Origin of the sequence: Microcoleus sp. Pol10D4 (assembly GCF_036701555.1) — a bacterium.
GTDB lineage: Bacteria > Cyanobacteriota > Cyanobacteriia > Cyanobacteriales > Microcoleaceae > Microcoleus.
In genome coordinates, this window is sequence record NZ_JAUBRA010000009.1 from 41,014 (window position 1) to 57,426 (window position 16,413).

General features: G+C 45.3%; 10 protein-coding genes and 1 tRNA gene. 6 read left to right on the plus strand and 5 right to left on the minus strand.

The window, feature by feature from the left end; all coding sequences use genetic code 11:
• Nucleotides 1–92: 92 nt before the first annotated feature.
• From QUA36_RS07320 to murA, 3 genes are all read right to left on the minus strand, one after another.
• A tRNA-Leu gene (locus tag QUA36_RS07320) sits at nucleotides 93–174 on the minus strand.
• Complete coding sequence (locus QUA36_RS07325) at nucleotides 153–1,022, minus strand: M48 family metallopeptidase (protein WP_333456553.1); 870 nt, start codon at nucleotides 1,020–1,022, stop codon at nucleotides 153–155. Before QUA36_RS07325 ends, QUA36_RS07320 begins: the two co-directional genes overlap by 22 nt.
• A 122-nt stretch (nucleotides 1,023–1,144) precedes the next feature.
• Nucleotides 1,145–2,560 (minus strand): UDP-N-acetylglucosamine 1-carboxyvinyltransferase, encoded by a 1,416-nt coding sequence (gene murA / locus QUA36_RS07330; RefSeq protein WP_333456451.1) that lies wholly within the window; start codon nucleotides 2,558–2,560, stop codon nucleotides 1,145–1,147.
• Between the two features lie 365 nt (nucleotides 2,561–2,925).
• On the opposite strand from murA, the gene smc reads away from it, so the two are divergent.
• The 6 genes from smc (at nucleotide 2,926) to QUA36_RS07360 (ending at nucleotide 13,355) form a co-directional block, all read left to right on the plus strand.
• Nucleotides 2,926–6,816, plus strand: a complete 3,891-nt coding sequence (smc, locus tag QUA36_RS07335; protein ID WP_333456453.1) for a chromosome segregation protein SMC — start codon at nucleotides 2,926–2,928, stop codon at nucleotides 6,814–6,816.
• 68 nt (nucleotides 6,817–6,884) lie between these two features.
• A complete protein-coding gene (locus QUA36_RS07340; protein ID WP_333456455.1) occupies nucleotides 6,885–7,910 on the plus strand; it encodes a PRC-barrel domain-containing protein in 1,026 nt (341 codons plus the stop codon).
• A 55-nt stretch (nucleotides 7,911–7,965) separates the two neighbouring features.
• Entirely contained in the window at nucleotides 7,966–8,088 is a 123-nt protein-coding gene (locus QUA36_RS07345) for a hypothetical protein (RefSeq protein ID WP_333456457.1), read from the plus strand.
• A gap of 134 nt (nucleotides 8,089–8,222) precedes the next feature.
• Nucleotides 8,223–9,248 carry an SGNH/GDSL hydrolase family protein gene (locus QUA36_RS07350; RefSeq protein ID WP_333456459.1) on the plus strand — a complete coding sequence of 342 codons (1,026 nt, stop codon included), beginning with the start codon at nucleotides 8,223–8,225 and terminating at the stop codon, nucleotides 9,246–9,248.
• A gap of 81 nt (nucleotides 9,249–9,329) precedes the next feature.
• Nucleotides 9,330–11,510, plus strand: a complete 2,181-nt coding sequence (locus QUA36_RS07355; RefSeq protein ID WP_333456461.1) for a hypothetical protein — start codon at nucleotides 9,330–9,332, stop codon at nucleotides 11,508–11,510.
• A gap of 12 nt (nucleotides 11,511–11,522) precedes the next feature.
• Complete coding sequence (locus QUA36_RS07360) at nucleotides 11,523–13,355, plus strand: DUF6798 domain-containing protein (RefSeq protein WP_333456462.1); 1,833 nt, start codon at nucleotides 11,523–11,525, stop codon at nucleotides 13,353–13,355.
• 136 nt (nucleotides 13,356–13,491) lie between these two features.
• Here the strand turns inward: QUA36_RS07360 and QUA36_RS07365 are convergent, their stop codons facing one another.
• Nucleotides 13,492–14,466, minus strand: a complete 975-nt coding sequence (locus QUA36_RS07365) for a glycosyltransferase family 2 protein (RefSeq protein WP_333158033.1) — start codon at nucleotides 14,464–14,466, stop codon at nucleotides 13,492–13,494.
• A 92-nt stretch (nucleotides 14,467–14,558) separates the two neighbouring features.
• Nucleotides 14,559–16,349 carry a hypothetical protein gene (locus QUA36_RS07370; protein WP_333456464.1) on the minus strand — a complete coding sequence of 597 codons (1,791 nt, stop codon included), beginning with the start codon at nucleotides 16,347–16,349 and terminating at the stop codon, nucleotides 14,559–14,561.
• Between the last annotated feature and the right edge of the window lie 64 nt (nucleotides 16,350–16,413).

Consider the following 16,413-nt stretch of genomic DNA (forward strand, 5'->3'; position numbering starts at 1 on the left):
CAATTCGCAATTCCCGATTCCCGATTCCCAATATAAATTAGGGTTCCAGACTTATCATCTGGAACCCTAGATTTATTAAGCTTTTTTAGCAGTGGGCGGGGAGAGAATCGAACTCTCATACCTTTCGGTGTCAGATTTTGAGTCTGATGCGTCTACCAATTTCGCCACCCGCCCTTTTGGGTTTCACCATCATAACACACCGATCGATTTCCTGCAAGCAAAGATTCATAATCTTTTGAACTTGCCCAGCGATCGATCTCTCTGGCGCGTAATACTGGTACAGGATGGGACAACTGAGCCGTCTGAGCTTGTTTGAGCATTTCTCCCAATTGAGTGCTGCTGAGGTCATCGTAGGCCCGCGCCTGCGCCAAAAACGCATCTACATTCAGTTTGGGAGCTAAAGTCGGCGAACCTCCGGCCAGTTTCATCAACAGTGATGCTACCACTCTTGGGTCTTGGGTGGCGAGCAAGGCGGCGCGATCGCACGTAAATTCCGCACACCGCAACCATTCCAACATTTGCGCCTGCAAACCCTGGGCGAGCACGGCTCCCACAGGCGAAATTTGGCCGGCGGCCAACACAATTAAATTAGCCAGAGTCAGGTAAACTCCGTGCTCGCACTTCAAATGCCCCAACTCGTGAGCAATTACTGCCTTAACTTCCTCGTCTGTGAGCAAATCAATCAGAGAAGTGTGCATCACCACAAAAGGCTGTTTTCCCCGCATCGCAAAGGTGTAAGCATTTGGCATCGGATGCTGGCGGACATAAAGCTGCGGCGGTTCCAAATCAAGAGTTTTGCAGGCATCCAACAGCAATTGATGCAGGTGGGGCAATTGATTTTCGCCGACTTGGACGCTGGAAGCCAGATTTTCCAGCATGAAAAACTGTTCGCCAAGTTGTCCCAACAACTGCCGGACGATCAAATCCAGGCCGGGCAGTTGTTTGAGAGTGCTGGTAGCTTCCAAGTCTAGGGGGTGGCGAAACTGGTCTGCTTTCAAACCTATGAGGGGTATGTTCGACATTTTAGTCAGTTGGGAATGGGGAATGGGGAATTGGGAATTGGGCATGGGGCATGGGGAATTGGGCATGGGGAATTCTTTTGCTTCTTCCTTTTTTCCTCTTCCTTCTTCCTTCTTCCTTCTGACTACTTTAAACCCGATCGCACGGGATTGACAGGAGCCTCAGCAGTCGCCGGGTCTGTACCCTCTTTGACCCGTCGCAAGTTAGCTCCCAATTTTTGCAGTTTCACCTCTAACTGCTCATAGCCGCGGTCTAAGTGCTGCAAGCTGCTGATGGTGGTGACACCCTCGGCTGCAAGTCCCGCTAGCACTAACGCCGCCGAAGCCCGCAAATCTGTTGCCACGACAGGCGCACCCGACAGCCGCGACACTCCGCGCACAATCGCTACATTGCCTTTAAGGCGAATGTCGGCGCCCATGCGGTTGAGCTCTGCTACGTGGCGCAAGCGATTCTCAAACACGGTTTCTTTGATCAAGCTGTCGCCTTCGCTCAGCGTCAGCAAAGCCATAAACTGAGCTTGCATATCTGTGGGGAAACCCGGGTAAGGCAGAGTTTCGATGTCTGTGGCCGAGTGAGTTTTGCCGGGAACTATCCGCAAAATGTCGGGGGATTCTGCAATAATTTTCGCCCCAATAGTCTTCAATTTGGCAATGACTGCCGTCAGGTGGTCGGGAATTACTGGCGACAAACTGATTTCGGAGTGAGTGATGGCTCCGGCTACTAAAAATGTTCCGGCTTCGATGCGATCGGGAATAATTGAATAGTCTACCGCGTGCAGCTTGGGAACTCCCGAAATGACGATCGTATTCGTGCCAGCGCCTTGAATTTTTGCTCCCATAGCGCGGCAGAAATTCGCCAAATCTGCGACTTCCGGCTCTTGAGCAGCATTTTCAATCACGGTTTCTCCTTCAGCCAGAGTCGCCGCCATCATCAAAGTTTCAGTTGCGCCGACGCTGGGGTAGTCCAAATAAATTTTGGCTCCTTTCAGGCGGCGGTTTGGCCCTTTGACGTAAGCGTGAACGGTGCCGTGGTCGATGTGGACTTCGGCACCGAGGGCTTGCAAACCGCGAACGTGGAGTTCAACGGGTCGGGCACCGATGGCGCACCCACCGGGCAAGGGCACTTTGGCAAATCCCAAACGCGCTAGTAGTGGGCCGATGATGAAGAAGCTCGCCCGCAGTTGGCTGACTAATTCGTAGGGGGCTTGAGCGTCTATGAGGTTGCTGGCGTTGATGTCTAAAACGTCGCCGTGCTGCTCTAATTTGACTCCTACAGCCGAGAGAATTTGCCCCATGCGGGCGACATCGACTAGACCTGGAACGTTGCGGAGACGGCAATCCTCTGGGCATAGCAGGGCTCCTGCCATGACGACTAAGGCCGAGTTTTTGGCGCCGCTGATTTTGACGTGTCCTTTAAGGGGCTGGCGACCCCAAATTTGCAATACTTGTTGGTCGCTTTCAGGTGAAGCCGGCAGGTTAGATGAGTTCTGAGCTGGTGTAATGGGTTTGCCCTCCATAATTCGCTTCGTTACTTTATACATTATTAATTTTGGTTCGATTTTACCGGAAAGTTTTTATATGTCTAGGGGTTACATTAGGAATTCTCGGCATTATATTTGCCAAGATTCAGTCGGGGTAAGGCTTTTAGGTTTGAGCGCACAAATAATGTCGATCGAGTCTCATGAAATTATCTGTATCAAAATTTACGTTCATTTGTAGCGCTCGCTCGGATCACCAATCTTGTACCTTTGTCAACGAACTTTTTAAGTAAAAGCCGGCTGGGTTGTTGACAAAGGTGTAAGATATCTGTTCGATCGACAATGCTAGAAAGTTAACACATTGTCGATCGCCCCATTGCCTGTGCTACCCTGTGACAACAACCTAGAGCCAAAGCTACTCCTAGCATATGGTTCACATTAAACGGATCGAACTGACTAACTTTAAATCTTTTGGCGGCACGACGGCCATTCCCGTGCTGCCCGGTTTTACTGTGGTTTCCGGGCCCAACGGTTCTGGGAAGTCGAACATCCTCGACGCTTTGCTGTTTTGTCTCGGACTTTCGAGTTCTAAGGGAATGCGGGCTGAACGTTTGCCGGATTTGGTGAACAGCGCCCAAAACAAACGCGGTACGATCGAAGCTAGTGTGACTGCGACTTTTGCGCTGGAAGATGTGGGGGAGGAATGGTTCGCCCAGGATGAAGATGAGGAGGAAAATGCAGCAGATGAGTTATCTGTTGAAGCAGAGGAAGTTGAAGGGATAGAAATTGCCGAAACTCAAGACAACAACGGCCAATCATCTTCTGTCAATCAAGAATCGCCTCTCTCTGTTGAAGAAGCCGCAGGGATAGAAACTGCCCAAACTCAAAACAACAACGGACAATCATCTGCGGTCAATCGAAAATCCAAAATCCAAAATCCAAAATCGGATGAGTTATCTGTTGAAGACGTAGAAGAGATTGAAATCGCAGCAACTCAAGACAACAACGGACAACTACTCGCTACTAATAAAAAATCCAAAATCCAAAATCCAAAATCGGATGAGTGGAGTGTGACGCGCAAACTTCGGGTAACTCGCCAAGGTACTTACACTTCAACTTATTACATTAACGGTCAACCTTGCACGCTGACTCAACTTCACGAACAACTCAACCGCTTGCGAATTTATCCCGAAGGCTATAACGTCGTCTTGCAAGGAGACGTTACCAGCATTATTTCGATGAATTCTAAGGAACGCAGAGAAATCATTGACGAATTAGCTGGTGTGGCTCAGTTCGATCGCAAAATTTCCTTAGCTAGGCAGAAGTTGGATGAAGTTAAGGAGGTGGAAGAACGCAGCAGTATTGTGGAAAAAGAGCTGATTTCTCAGCGCGATAGACTGGCTTCCGATCGCACAAAAGCGGAAAAATATCAAAAATTGCGGGCGGAATTTCAAGAAAAGTCGCAGTGGGAAATTGTGCTGAAATTCCGCCACTTGCAGCAGCAAGAATGGAAGCTGCGAGAACAAATCGAAACGGGCGATCGCACTTCTGCATCTCTCACCGAACAACTGCAAGCAATTAGCACCCAAATTCAAGAAGCAACCGCCGAACTTGACGCGCTGAATGCCCGCGTTAAAGCGTTGGGAGAGTCGGAATTGTTGGCTTTGCAAGCGACGATTGCTACTCAGGAAGCGGAAAGGCGGCAACTGCAAAACCGCAAACAGGATTTGGAAAAAACTGCTGGGCAAATGGCGGCTAGTATAGCACAAACCGAGGAAGAAGTTCGGCAATTTAGGCAAAGTTTGGAGCAAATTGAGATAGAAATATCTTATGTTAAGTCTCAAATAGGAAGTTTGCAGGAACAGCGGGACGCAGCCCAGCAAAGTTTAGATGAAAGTCGGGAAGTTGCAAATGCGATCGCCTCGACGGCCGAAGTTTGGGTACAGCAGCAAACCGAACTGCACCGCCAAATCGAAACAATTCAACAAACTTTGGAACCGCAGCGTACAGAACAAGCTACGATTGGCGAAAGAGCCGATCGCCTGCAAAGTCAAATTCAAGAACAAAACCAATCGCTGCAAGTATTAGAACAGGAAATTACAGCGAAAAAAGAGCAGCAATCTCGCCTTGTGGAAACCAAAGGCCTGGCATCTTTGCAAGTAGAATCGCTGAATCAGATTTTAGTCGAAGCCGAACAAGAATTGCAACTGCAACAGGAAACTCAAACTCGTTTGTTGGAAGAACAGCGGGAAAGACAGCGCAAATTAGACAAACTAGAAGTGCAGTTTCAAGCACTGCAAGAAGCGACGGGAACGTTTACTGCAAAAATTGTCGCGCAAAGCGGAATTGGCGGAGTTTGCGGCTTGGTGGCGCAACTGGGCCGGGTAGAACCGCGCTATCAGTTGGCGCTGGAAATTGCGGCGGGCGGGCGCATGGGAAATATGGTGGTGGAAGATGACAGCGTGGCTGCTGCTGCGATCGAATTGTTGAAACAAAAACGGGCGGGAAGGATGACTTTTTTGCCTTTGAATAAGATTAGAGGCGGCAGGTATTCGGTGAATGAAAATTTGCGGCGCGCGGCTGGGTTTGTGGATGCGGCTGTTAATTTGATTGATTGCGATTCGCGGTATCAGGAAATTTTTGCTTACGTTTTTGGCAGTACGGTTGTGTTTAGCAACCTCAGCGACGCGCGCCGCTATTTGGGACAGTACCGGATTGTCACTTTGGACGGGGAAATTTTGGAAACTAGCGGGGCGATGACTGGGGGAAGTTCTACTAATAGATCTACTTTGCATTTTGGCACGGTTGAGGCGAGTGAGGCTGCTAGTGAAGCGCGGACGATCGCCTCTTTGCAAGAAAGGTTGGAGGAAATTGAGCGAATTTTGGAAAGGTGCAAAATTGCGATCGATCGCGCTTCTGTTGCAGTCAAAACTCGCAGCCAAGAATTGATGGAAGCAAAACAGAATTTGCGCGAACATCAGTTGAGATTGGAACAGTTGGAGTCAGAAATTAAGAATTTGCAAGCGCAACAGGAACAAGTGCGATCGCAAATTGCGAAAAATACACAGGAATTAACTAATTCGCGATCGAGATTGCAGTTGCTGGAGCGAGAATTGCCCGCACAGGAAACTCAATTGCAGCAGTACCGGCAAACTTTGGCGCAGTTGGAAGAGTCGAACAGTCACAGCGAATGGCAGCAAATGCAATCGAGTTTGCGCGCTCTAGAAGCGCAACTGCAAGAGCGAGAATTGGCTCTGAGAAACGTCCAGCAACGCCTTGTAGACTTGGAAAATCAATTTGGGCGTTTGGAAGACAAAATTAAGGAAGGTAGTGAGAAGTTGCAGGAATGGCAAGTGCAGCAAAACGCGGGGGCGGATGCACTCGATCGCATAGTTTCGCAGCAGTTAGAACTCGATCGGCAAATTGCGGAAGCTAAGGCGGCTTTGGGGGAAATTGAGGAAAAATTGGGCGTGCAGAAGGGAGAGCGCGATCGGGCGGAATCTCAATTGCGAGAGCAGCATTTAGCCAAACAACAGTTACAATGGCAGTTGCAAAAACTCCACGAAACCCAGCAAGAACGCCGGGAACAATTAGCCGCAATCCGCACTCTATTGGAAGCGCAGCGGGCGGAAATGCCTGACCCCGTGCCGTCGATTCCTGAAAATGTCGAGAAAGCCAATTTGACGGAATTGCAGCAAGAAGTAAAGGCGATCGCCAAACGCATTCAAGCTTTAGAACCAGTCAATATGCTAGCCTTGGAAGAGTACAACCGCACTCAAGAACGCCTTCAAGAATTAAGTCAAAAATTGACGACATTGGAAGGAGAACGCACTGAACTGCTATTGAGAATCGAAAATTTTACCACACTCCGGCGACGCGCTTTTAAAGAAGCTTTCGACGCCGTTAACGAGAACTTCCAGACTATCTTTGCGGAACTTTCTGAAGGCGATGGCTATCTCCAGCTAGATGACCAGGAAGACCCCTTCAGCAGTGGCTTGAATTTGGTGGCTCACCCGAAGGGCAAACCCGTACAGCGGCTGGCTTCCATGTCTGGAGGCGAAAAATCGCTGACGGCGCTGAGTTTTATTTTTGCGCTGCAACGCTACCGCCCGTCTACGTTCTACGCTTTTGATGAAGTGGATATGTTTCTGGATGGGGCAAATGTGGAGCGATTGGCTAGAATGATAAAACGACAGTCTGAACAAGCCCAGTTTATTGTTGTGAGTTTGCGGCGACCTATGATTCAATCGGCTGAGCGTACAATTGGTGTTACTCAAGCACGGGGAGCTTATACTCAAGTCATAGGACTGAAGTTGTAGTCCCGGAGTTTCTGTTAACGCTCGTGTTGAGTGATATATGTACTTAATAAATCAGGATTAAAGTTAGAATGACATCCGAACAAATCTGCCAACGCTCCGACCTTCTCGGCACTCAAGTCATCACCCGCGACAGAGGTAAACGCTTGGGGGTGGTTAGTCAATTATGGGTGGACATTGATCGGCGGGAAGTTGTGGCGATCGGTCTGCGTGATAATATATTCGCGGTCGCTGGAATGCCGAAGTTTATGTTCCTCAGCAATGTCAGTGAAATCGGCGACGTGCTGTTGGTGGAAGATGAGAGCGCGATCGAAGATGATGTTGATGTTGAAGTCTACAGCATTTTGATTAACAGCGAAGTTATTACCGAAACCGGCGAACTTTTAGGTAGGGTACGGGGCTTTAGGTTCGACCCCGAAGACGGTAAGTTAGTTTCTATAATTATCGCTTCCCTGGGAATCCCCCAAATCCCCGACCAAGTTCTTAGCACTTACGAGTTGGGGATTGAGGAAATTGTCAGCAGTGGCCCGAATCGCTTGATTGTGTTTGAAGGTTCCGAGGAAAGGCTCAGGCAGCTTAGTGTGGGTTTGCTGGAGCGCGTTGGTTTGGGCCAAGCACCTTGGGAACGAGAAGAGGACGAGGCAGGTTATTATCCGAAACCCGTGGCTACGGGAAATCAATTGGGCCCAGGCGTGCGGATACCTGCACCGGAAATGCGGAGCCGGGTAGCTGCGCCTGCGGTGGAGGAAGTTCCTTGGGATGAGGATTTAGAGTGGAATCGGCCTGCGGTTCGCCAGCCGCCGATGCGCGCGACGGTGCAGCCTGAGCCAATAATCGACGATTACGAGGATTACGAAGAGGATAATTGGGGCGGCCAGGAGGACGATTACGAGGAGGAGGAGTACGAGGAGAAGCCGCAATACACTCGCGCGGAGATTTCTCGCCCGAAGGAGCCGATCGTGCAGTACGAGTATGAGGATGATGTGGAGGCTGATGCTTGGGCTGACGATGAGGCGCCGAAGCCTTACCAGGCTCCTCGGGTGAATATCCCTGAGAAGACTAAGACTCCTGAGTACGAGGAAGAGCCTGGTTATTAGGAATTACTCAATTAGCTGAAACCAATATTTTGTACTCTTCTTAAGAACGGGCAAGATGCCCGTTCCACAATCAAGTTTATTTTTTGTGGAACGGGCTTCTAGCCCGTTGCTGATATTGGTGCAAGATGTGAGTTTAAACCAATATTTTGTAGGCACGGGTTTTACGAATAATATTTAATTCTCGCAAACAATCTAGTAGGGTAGGTTGGGGGATGCAGTGAAGGTGCTCAATTTAATTAAATTAGATCCATGAACTAGATAATACTGCCATGGCAGTTTACTATATTTTTGCTGACGTTTCATATTATGTTAATGAGCGAAAAAAAAATTGCTAAAAATGTTGCTTTCAGATTAATAACATATCTAATTTTTCCAATTTTTTTATCCACCACCACCGCTGAAATTGTCTTGCGAGTTGCGGGATACAAACCCTGGCAAATAGAAAATGTTGATGTTGCCGTCGAACCAAAAGGTAACTTTTTTACCAAAGACTCGGAACTAGGCTACAAACATTTGCCGGGAAAATTCAAGGTAACACTTAACGGCAATTACTCATTTAATGCAACTCATCTCAATAATAGTCTCAGAATAACAAATCCACTCAATACTTACAATCCATCCTCAAAAAAAACTGAAATTTGGATATTTGGATGTTCTTTTACCTACGGTTGGTCATTGAATGACAGCGAAACTTATGCTTGGTTGCTTCAATATAAATTCCCCAAATATAAAATAGTTAATTTTGGGGTTAACGGCTACGGCACGCTGCACTCGTTGATTCAATTCAAAGAAGCACTCAAACAAGGAAATAAACCCAAAATTGCGGTAATTGCTTATGCGGGATTTCATGACCGCCGCAATACTTTGTTAAGGGCGAGAAGAAAGCAAATGGCTGCTTGGAATAAACTGGGTATTTTATTCCAGCCCGATGCTAGGCTAAATGGAGAAAATAATTTTACCTACAAAATGGCCAAACTTGAATATCACGAGTTCCCGCTGATGCGGGTTTCTGCCTTAAGCCATTTTTTGGAGGTTAATTACAATCAATTTGAAGAGGGATTGTATAGAAGCCATGAGGTTTCTAAGGCAATTATTCAAGAGTTTAACCGGGTGGCCGAGGCTAATGGTGTTAAGTTAGTTGTGGCCGGAATTAATGTCGGTTCTGCTAAGATGTTGGGGGAGTTAAGTCAGGAGGGAATTTCTACGGCGGATATTTCGGTTGATTTGAAAATACCTGCCAATAATAATTTACCTCATGACCTTCATCCAAGTGCGATCGCAAATCGGCAATATGCAGAAAAGTTGGATGAGTTTTTGCAAGGTAGTGTTTTAAGGTAAGTTAATGAACCGCGAAGGCGCAAAGGGCGCGAAGGCAGAGAGAAAGAGGAAGTTTAGGAGTTATTTAGGGTTGCTAGACTGATGGGATTATTGGATTTTGGTTCTTTTAAATGGCCTCAAAAATTTATAATTGATGGGTTTTTACTTTTTTTACTTGTTCTCGTAACAGTTGCAGTAACATCAATCTATGTATCCAGCGAACATACTTTTTATTGGTGGGATTATGCGGGATACAATACCGCTACAGTCAACACGGCCAATTTATTTCGAGACTCGCCAGATAAAGCATGGCCTGGAGTTATAGAATCGCTTTCTAAGGAAAAAAACCTATTAATCTCTTTGCCATTAGTGCCGTTTATTCTCTTATTTGGCGAGTCTCGGCTGAGTTACATTCTCAGCGTATCCCTGATTTATGTGCTGCCGTTTCGCCTGTTGTTGGGGGCAATTTCTGCAAAGCTAATTCCAGTTTATCCGCGCCGGGTGTTTTGGTCAACTGTGCTTCTGAGTTTATTAATTCCGATGAGTTGGATACCGACTCTGCGGGGATATCTGGATACTGGCGGCTGTGTGTTTGTAGCCTTGGCAATTTGGGTTTATTTGCAAGATGTTAAGCTGAAATCTTGGTGGAAAATCCCGTTAATTGGGTTTTTGCTGGCGGTGGCTATTCTGTTGCGGCGCCATTTTGCTTATAGTGCGATCGCATTTTTGGGTGCAGCGACTTTACAGGCTTTCATCGAGTTTATTGTACTAATATACGGTAGGAAAACGGCATTGTCGTCTTCAAAAGACAAGAACGTGGCAGTGCCGTTTTCCTACAGATGCTTGTTTGAATCCACTGTAAAATTGGGCTTGATAGCTGTAAATAGCTTAACTATTTTAATGTTGGTAGCGGGAGATTTTACTCGCAGTGCTCTGACGGTTGACTACCGCAATTTGTATGTCGCTTGGAGTTTGCCTGTAAATGATATTTTAACTCGTTATGCGGATTTTTACGGTTTAGGAACTTGGCTGCTGGTAGTGATTGGTTTTTCGGCGGGAATTCTCACCCGAATCCAGGTTCCGGCGGCGACTATTTTTGTTTCGTTGTTTGGGGTTTTATCGCTGATTGAATGGCTGTTAGTGTTGCGTTACGGCTACTTGCACTATACAATTCATATTACACCGATCGCACTTTTAGGACTATCCACATTTTTCTGGACAACTTGGCTGACACTCAAGGGAAAAGTCCGGTATTTCATGCTGGGCGCGGCGGCTTTGTACCTGGTTGTAAATGCCGCAGTCGGGTTAATTCCTCTCAAAATTGATTTGTCAAGACTGTTTGTGGGTAATTTTCCGCCGTTAGTGCGATCGGACTACGACGAAGTTGTAAAATTAGTAGAGTTTCTGCGAAAATTAGCACCGAATGAAGAACCGATTTATATTGCCGGTGCTTCTAACAGTTTTAATGCTAATATCCTGCGACAAGCCAACCGAAAATTAAACCCGCCGGAGGGTTGGTGGAAATTAAATACAATCGGGAGGCCGCAAATTGACTCGCGCGATACTTACCCGCTACCGGAGTTGTTGCAGTCACAATATGCGGTGGTTGCTACACCTTTTCAGCAGGTGTTACCGAGTGACGAACAAGTTTTGCGATCGCACGAACAAGATGTTGTTAAAGTTGTGTACGATGCCTTTACTCAAAACTGGGAGATTGCCCGCGATTTCCAATTGCTACCGGAACAGTTTAAGCTAGAAAACGGCGTGACTGTCAGCGTTTACCGGAGGATGCGGCCGACGGATACAGCAACGGCAGTTAGGACTCTGGATGCGATGCAGCGGCAAATAGTCGATCGACCGGGCACGCAGTTAGATTGGATGAGTTTGCATCAATCAATCTACACAAGTGCCAATTATTCAGTCAGTCAAAAATCAAATAACCTATATAATATTGTAACTCATTCAATTAAAAACAGCAATAAACTCGATACATCTTTCATCTATTTAGGTTCCATCTCAGACAAAGCGAAAGTTACCGGCAAACTCAATTTACCTAACAAACAATGTCCGGGAATTGCCCTGCGCTTGACTTTGTGGGACAAGCAAGGTAAATTAATAGACTCAGCAGAGATGGCTTACAGTCAAAAAAGTGCGATCGGCTTAAATCTATTAGTTGAGGGCAAAAATCCCCTTTATCTGCTGCTTGAGGTATTAAGTAGCAGCAAAGAAGATTTAACAAACCAATGCCAACTGGAGATTAACAATTTAGCTGTCAGTAGGTAAATTGAACCGTCAATGCAGAAACATCAAAAATCCAACTGGTATTTTAATCTATCTCTCTCTACTTTTGTCATCATCGGATCCCTGATGGCTACGGGCTATATTTTTCCCATTGGAGGCAATTTTCCCGAAGTGCCGCCCATTCAATTTATGTTAAATCCTGAAATGTATAAAAATGATTATTACGTTCAGGAAATGGTTAAATTTAATCCGAGATACTACTATTACTATATCATTTATTTGCTCGCAAACTTAGGAACAAGCATTCCCCTAGCGCATTTTATTTATCAATTCCTATCCTTCGGTTCATTTATCCTAGCTTGCTACGCCATTATCAATATCTATACTAATTCCAAACTGCCTGCCGCAGCGATGGCTTTTTTATGTATAGCCGCTTCATTTACAGATGTTGGTAACACGCTGATATTTTCCACCAAATCAGTACCCAGTACCTTCGCAATGGGTTTGGCAATCTGGGGAATTTACTTTAGTTTGCGCCAGAAATGGCTGACAGGATATTTCTTTTTTGGACTGGCTTGTCTGCTGCAATTCTTAGTGGGTTTGTTACCGGGATTGATGATGGTTCCCGTTTTGGTAATTCAATCTGTAAAACAGCGGAAGTTTAAAACATTGATTTTGGCGATCGCACTTTTAGCAGCAATGGCAAGTATCGTTTACGTACCGATGTTATTAACAGGTACTACCAGCACTCACACTATCGACAACGCCGAGTTTGTCTACATTCACGCGAAAGTCCGCAACCCCCACCACATCCTCCCGTCAAATTGGGATGTCGGGAATTGGTTCAACTTTATATGTTTCATAATGGGTGGCTTGCTGTGCATCAAAAATTCCGATTTATTGCCAAAAGAAGACAAGGTTAATTTTTATGTGATTGTTGGTACATCCATTTTTGGATTGTTTCTAAATTACATATTTGTAGAGATTTATCCGCTGGCTTTTATCGCCAAACTACAGTTAGCTAGAACTGTACCTTTTGCTCAATTAATTATATTTATTGCTGTTGCTTTGACCGTCGAGCAACTTTACAGAGAAAAACAAATAGCTATTAGCTTGTCGCTGTTAGCTGTACTAACTTTGCCTTTTAGGGGCATCATTTTCTTAGGATTATCAGTTTGGCAAACAAAAAATTACGTATTGCCCAAACGATATAATATATTGTTGTGGATTTTTGCAGCAGGAACGGTTATTTTCAGCTTGATATATCCGCTGACTGATTCATGGGAAATAATGGGCGATCGAATAATTAGCATCCCAGTTTTTTTCTCAATCCTCGCCTTCCCATTCATTTTAAAAGAAACATCCCTAGCTACATCTATAAAACAAACTCTAACTCACACATTAGCCTTAATAACTACCACCACCTTAGTTTTCGGAATAGCAGGAATTCTGCCCAAACCTATATTAAATCTATTTCAAACAAGAGTTAATATCAATGCCGTTCCCAGAGATGACTTAAGCAAATTAGCTGTGCGATTTTCCCAAAGTAGCAGCCGCGATTCACTCGTATTAATTCCACCTTCAGTTACCAACTTCCAGTTTTTCTCCGAAAGAGCGATTGTCGTCAACTTCAAGAACTTTCCCTTTACCGAAAAAGGCATCAAAGAATGGCAAACCCGCATGGAAACCGTTTTAGGGGTTCCCTTAAACCCGCAAATGATTTGGGGAGGAAATGACTTTTTCATCCGACGCAGCAGTGCAGATTTAGTCAAAGTAGCGAGAAACTACCATGCCGATTATATCCTGACTCGCATCGATTGGCATCCAAATATTGACGGAGAAATAGTAGAGCAAGAAGGCAAATGGATACTGTTTAAAATTAGATAATAGGTAATTGGTAAAACTTGTTAAATCCAAATATGACTTTTATCTTAGTCTGCGGAGGCAGACTTTGCTTGTGTAGAAGCAATTTCAATATCCGATTTATCTGCGTTAATCAGCATTAATCAGCCTTAATCTGCGGTTAAATATCAAAACCCGAATCATCAATAATTTCGCTAATTTGCTTGTCCACATAATCAGCATCCACATTCCGCGCCATCAACTCAGCTAAAATCCCCAAAGAAATCAACTGCACCGACAGAATTGTACACAAAATCCCAAAAAATAACAAAGGTCGATTGCCGATCGGCCCAAAATTCATCCCCGCCAAATTCAGAAACCAAATAACTATCAAATAACTCAGCGAAACAGTTCCAACCAAGCCAAAACACAATCCCAAGCCGCCAAACAAATGACCCGGTTTGTGTAAATACTGCGTCGTGGCTAACACCGTCAACAAATCAATAAATCCCCGCGCATAGCGTTCCCAGCCGTAATTAGATTTTCCGTGCTTTCGCGGATGATGTTCCACAACTACTTCGCCAATTTTAAACCCTAAATTGTTGGCTAAAGCTGGAATGTAGCGGTGCAATTCCCCGTACAATTTAATCGACTGCAAAACTTCCCTACGGTAAGCTTTAAAACCGCAATTCATATCGTGCATTTGCACCCCAGTCAGCAAACACGCAACAGCATTAAATAGCTTGGAAGGTAAAGTTTTAGAAAGCGGGTCGTTCCGCTGTTTTCGCCAACCGGAAACTAAATCAAATCCCGATTCTAAATGATGTAAAAACTTGGGAATTTCAGCGGGGTCATCCTGAAGGTCAGCATCGAGAGTAAAAATAATTATCCCTGCTGCATTGCGAAATCCTGCTGAAAGCGCGGCGGATTTGCCAAAGTTGCGGCGCATTTTAATCGCTTTAATTAGTTTGGGATGTTGGCTGGCTAAATCTGTGATTTCTTGCCACGAATAATCGCGGCTACCGTCATCTATGAAAATGACTTCGTAACTGTCACTTTCTGTTTGGAACATGACAAGTTGGATTTTTTCAAACAGTAATTTTATGGTGGCTTCTTCGTTGTGAACGGGGATTACGAAGCTGAGATGTTTTGGCATAGGGCTATTCTATTTCATTTGTGTTGTCAATGAGATTTTTTTATTAACCGCAGAGGGCGCAGAGGGCGCAGAGGAGGAGAAGGAGAGGTTTTTTAGTTTTTATTGATAACTTGGGAGTTTCGCAAGGCTACCCAACCTTTGCGGTTTTTAAAGGAGGCATAGGCTGTCAATAATTTATCGGTTGGTGATGTTTGAATGTATCCTCTCCAAGCTGCGAATTCGTAGGAAGGGCCAAACAATTTAACTAAATCTGGGCGGGGAAATCCTGACATGGCAAAACCTCGAACGACATTTTCTTGGTTGAGAATGGCAATACATTTTACATTGTTTTCGGGGTCTCCTACCCAGCCAATTACTCTGGAGGCGGCGGGGGCGAGTTTAGTTACTGTATCAAAAAATCCGGGTACTCCGTCTTTGGGCGCTGACAGTAAATTTCCGTCGATTTTTGTGTCTAATGCTGCACAGAAATTGTGTTTTTTGATGTCTCGGTTAAATGGCACTAAGTTGTTAGTTTTTAATGCGTCGATTAACCCGACAAAAGCGGCGGGTTTGTTGCCTACGCGGTCTTTAATTAGCGTTACGTCGGTGATGCCTAATTGCAGTGATAATGCTACTAACGGTTGATAGGTTGCTCTGTGGGCGATCGCCATTGCAGTTTCGCCTCCCACCCCGTACATTAAAATAATCGCGACTGTGGCGACTGCAAACAGCGGTGTCAGCCAACGCCCTTGGATTCTTGGTGTTGGCTGCCACTCGCGCACCCACAATACTGTCAGCACAATTGTGCTCATCCAAAACAAAGCTGGGAGTGTGGCGTAGCGGGAAGCGGTGGCCTGTTCGACGCCAAATCCCGATCGGCTAACCGCGGCCATTAACGCCGTTTGCAGCGTGTAAAGTTGGATTGATAGCCAAGGCAGCCAATCCGGGCGATCGACCTTTTTTATAAATAGCCAATAAGCCACAAAACCCGTCGCTGCAATCAAACCAATTATACCAATAATTGAAGCAAAAATAATATTTTCGCTAAATATTCCGCCGAGATAAGTGGGAATATATTCGAGAGTTTTGAGCGGGTTAATTTTAGTTAAAGAAGGGTGATGAGAAGGAGTTTTATAAGTTAAAAAATAAATACCAATCACCGCAATCGAAGCAATGAAATACAAATAAGTTATTCGCCGAGGAAACCGCAGCACAACAGCAGCAGCACACAATATCGGCCACAAAGCTAAAGGAGTGCTGTAACTAATACAGCCTAAAACGCCAAAAACAATGCTGCCAATTACCCACTTATTTTGTTTCCATCCTTCGTTACCAGGCTCTGCCTGGGAATTAATATCCAGAGGCTCCGCCTCCCTCTTACTTGACAAAAGCTTCACATAGGATTGCAAACAAAATATCGAACAAATCACAAATAAATTAGCAATTATCCAGTGAACACCGCTGAATCCCCGCATCCAATTGTGAGCCGCCGCCGGAGTAAAATTAAAAATAGAAATGCAAAGCAGTAGCGAGATAAATTGCCGGGGAAAACGCCTCAATTTTAATGGAAGCAGAGCAATTAATACGTGGCACTGAATCCAAGCCAAGAACCAGGCAACTAAACACAAACCAATATTTGAACCTTGGGTGACAACTATATTCAAACCATAAATAATTGCCGGAATCAAGACAAAATGCTCGTTCGCCCGAAATATCCAATTAAAAGGATTTGTAGAGAAACCGTCTACTGAATAAAAATTCCACGTCATCCACCAATAATCAAAATTAGACAAGTCTCCCGCTTGGGATATCAAGTACAAAATATATGACGCTGGTATTAGAATGCCGAGAACTGATGCGGCAATTAAAATATATTGTTGCTTGGTTTTCATGGATTCAGACATGGGGAGATTTTTAATTGGTAAAGGCGGGTTTAGGTGAGAAACTTTGGAAATAACAGGTAACTCA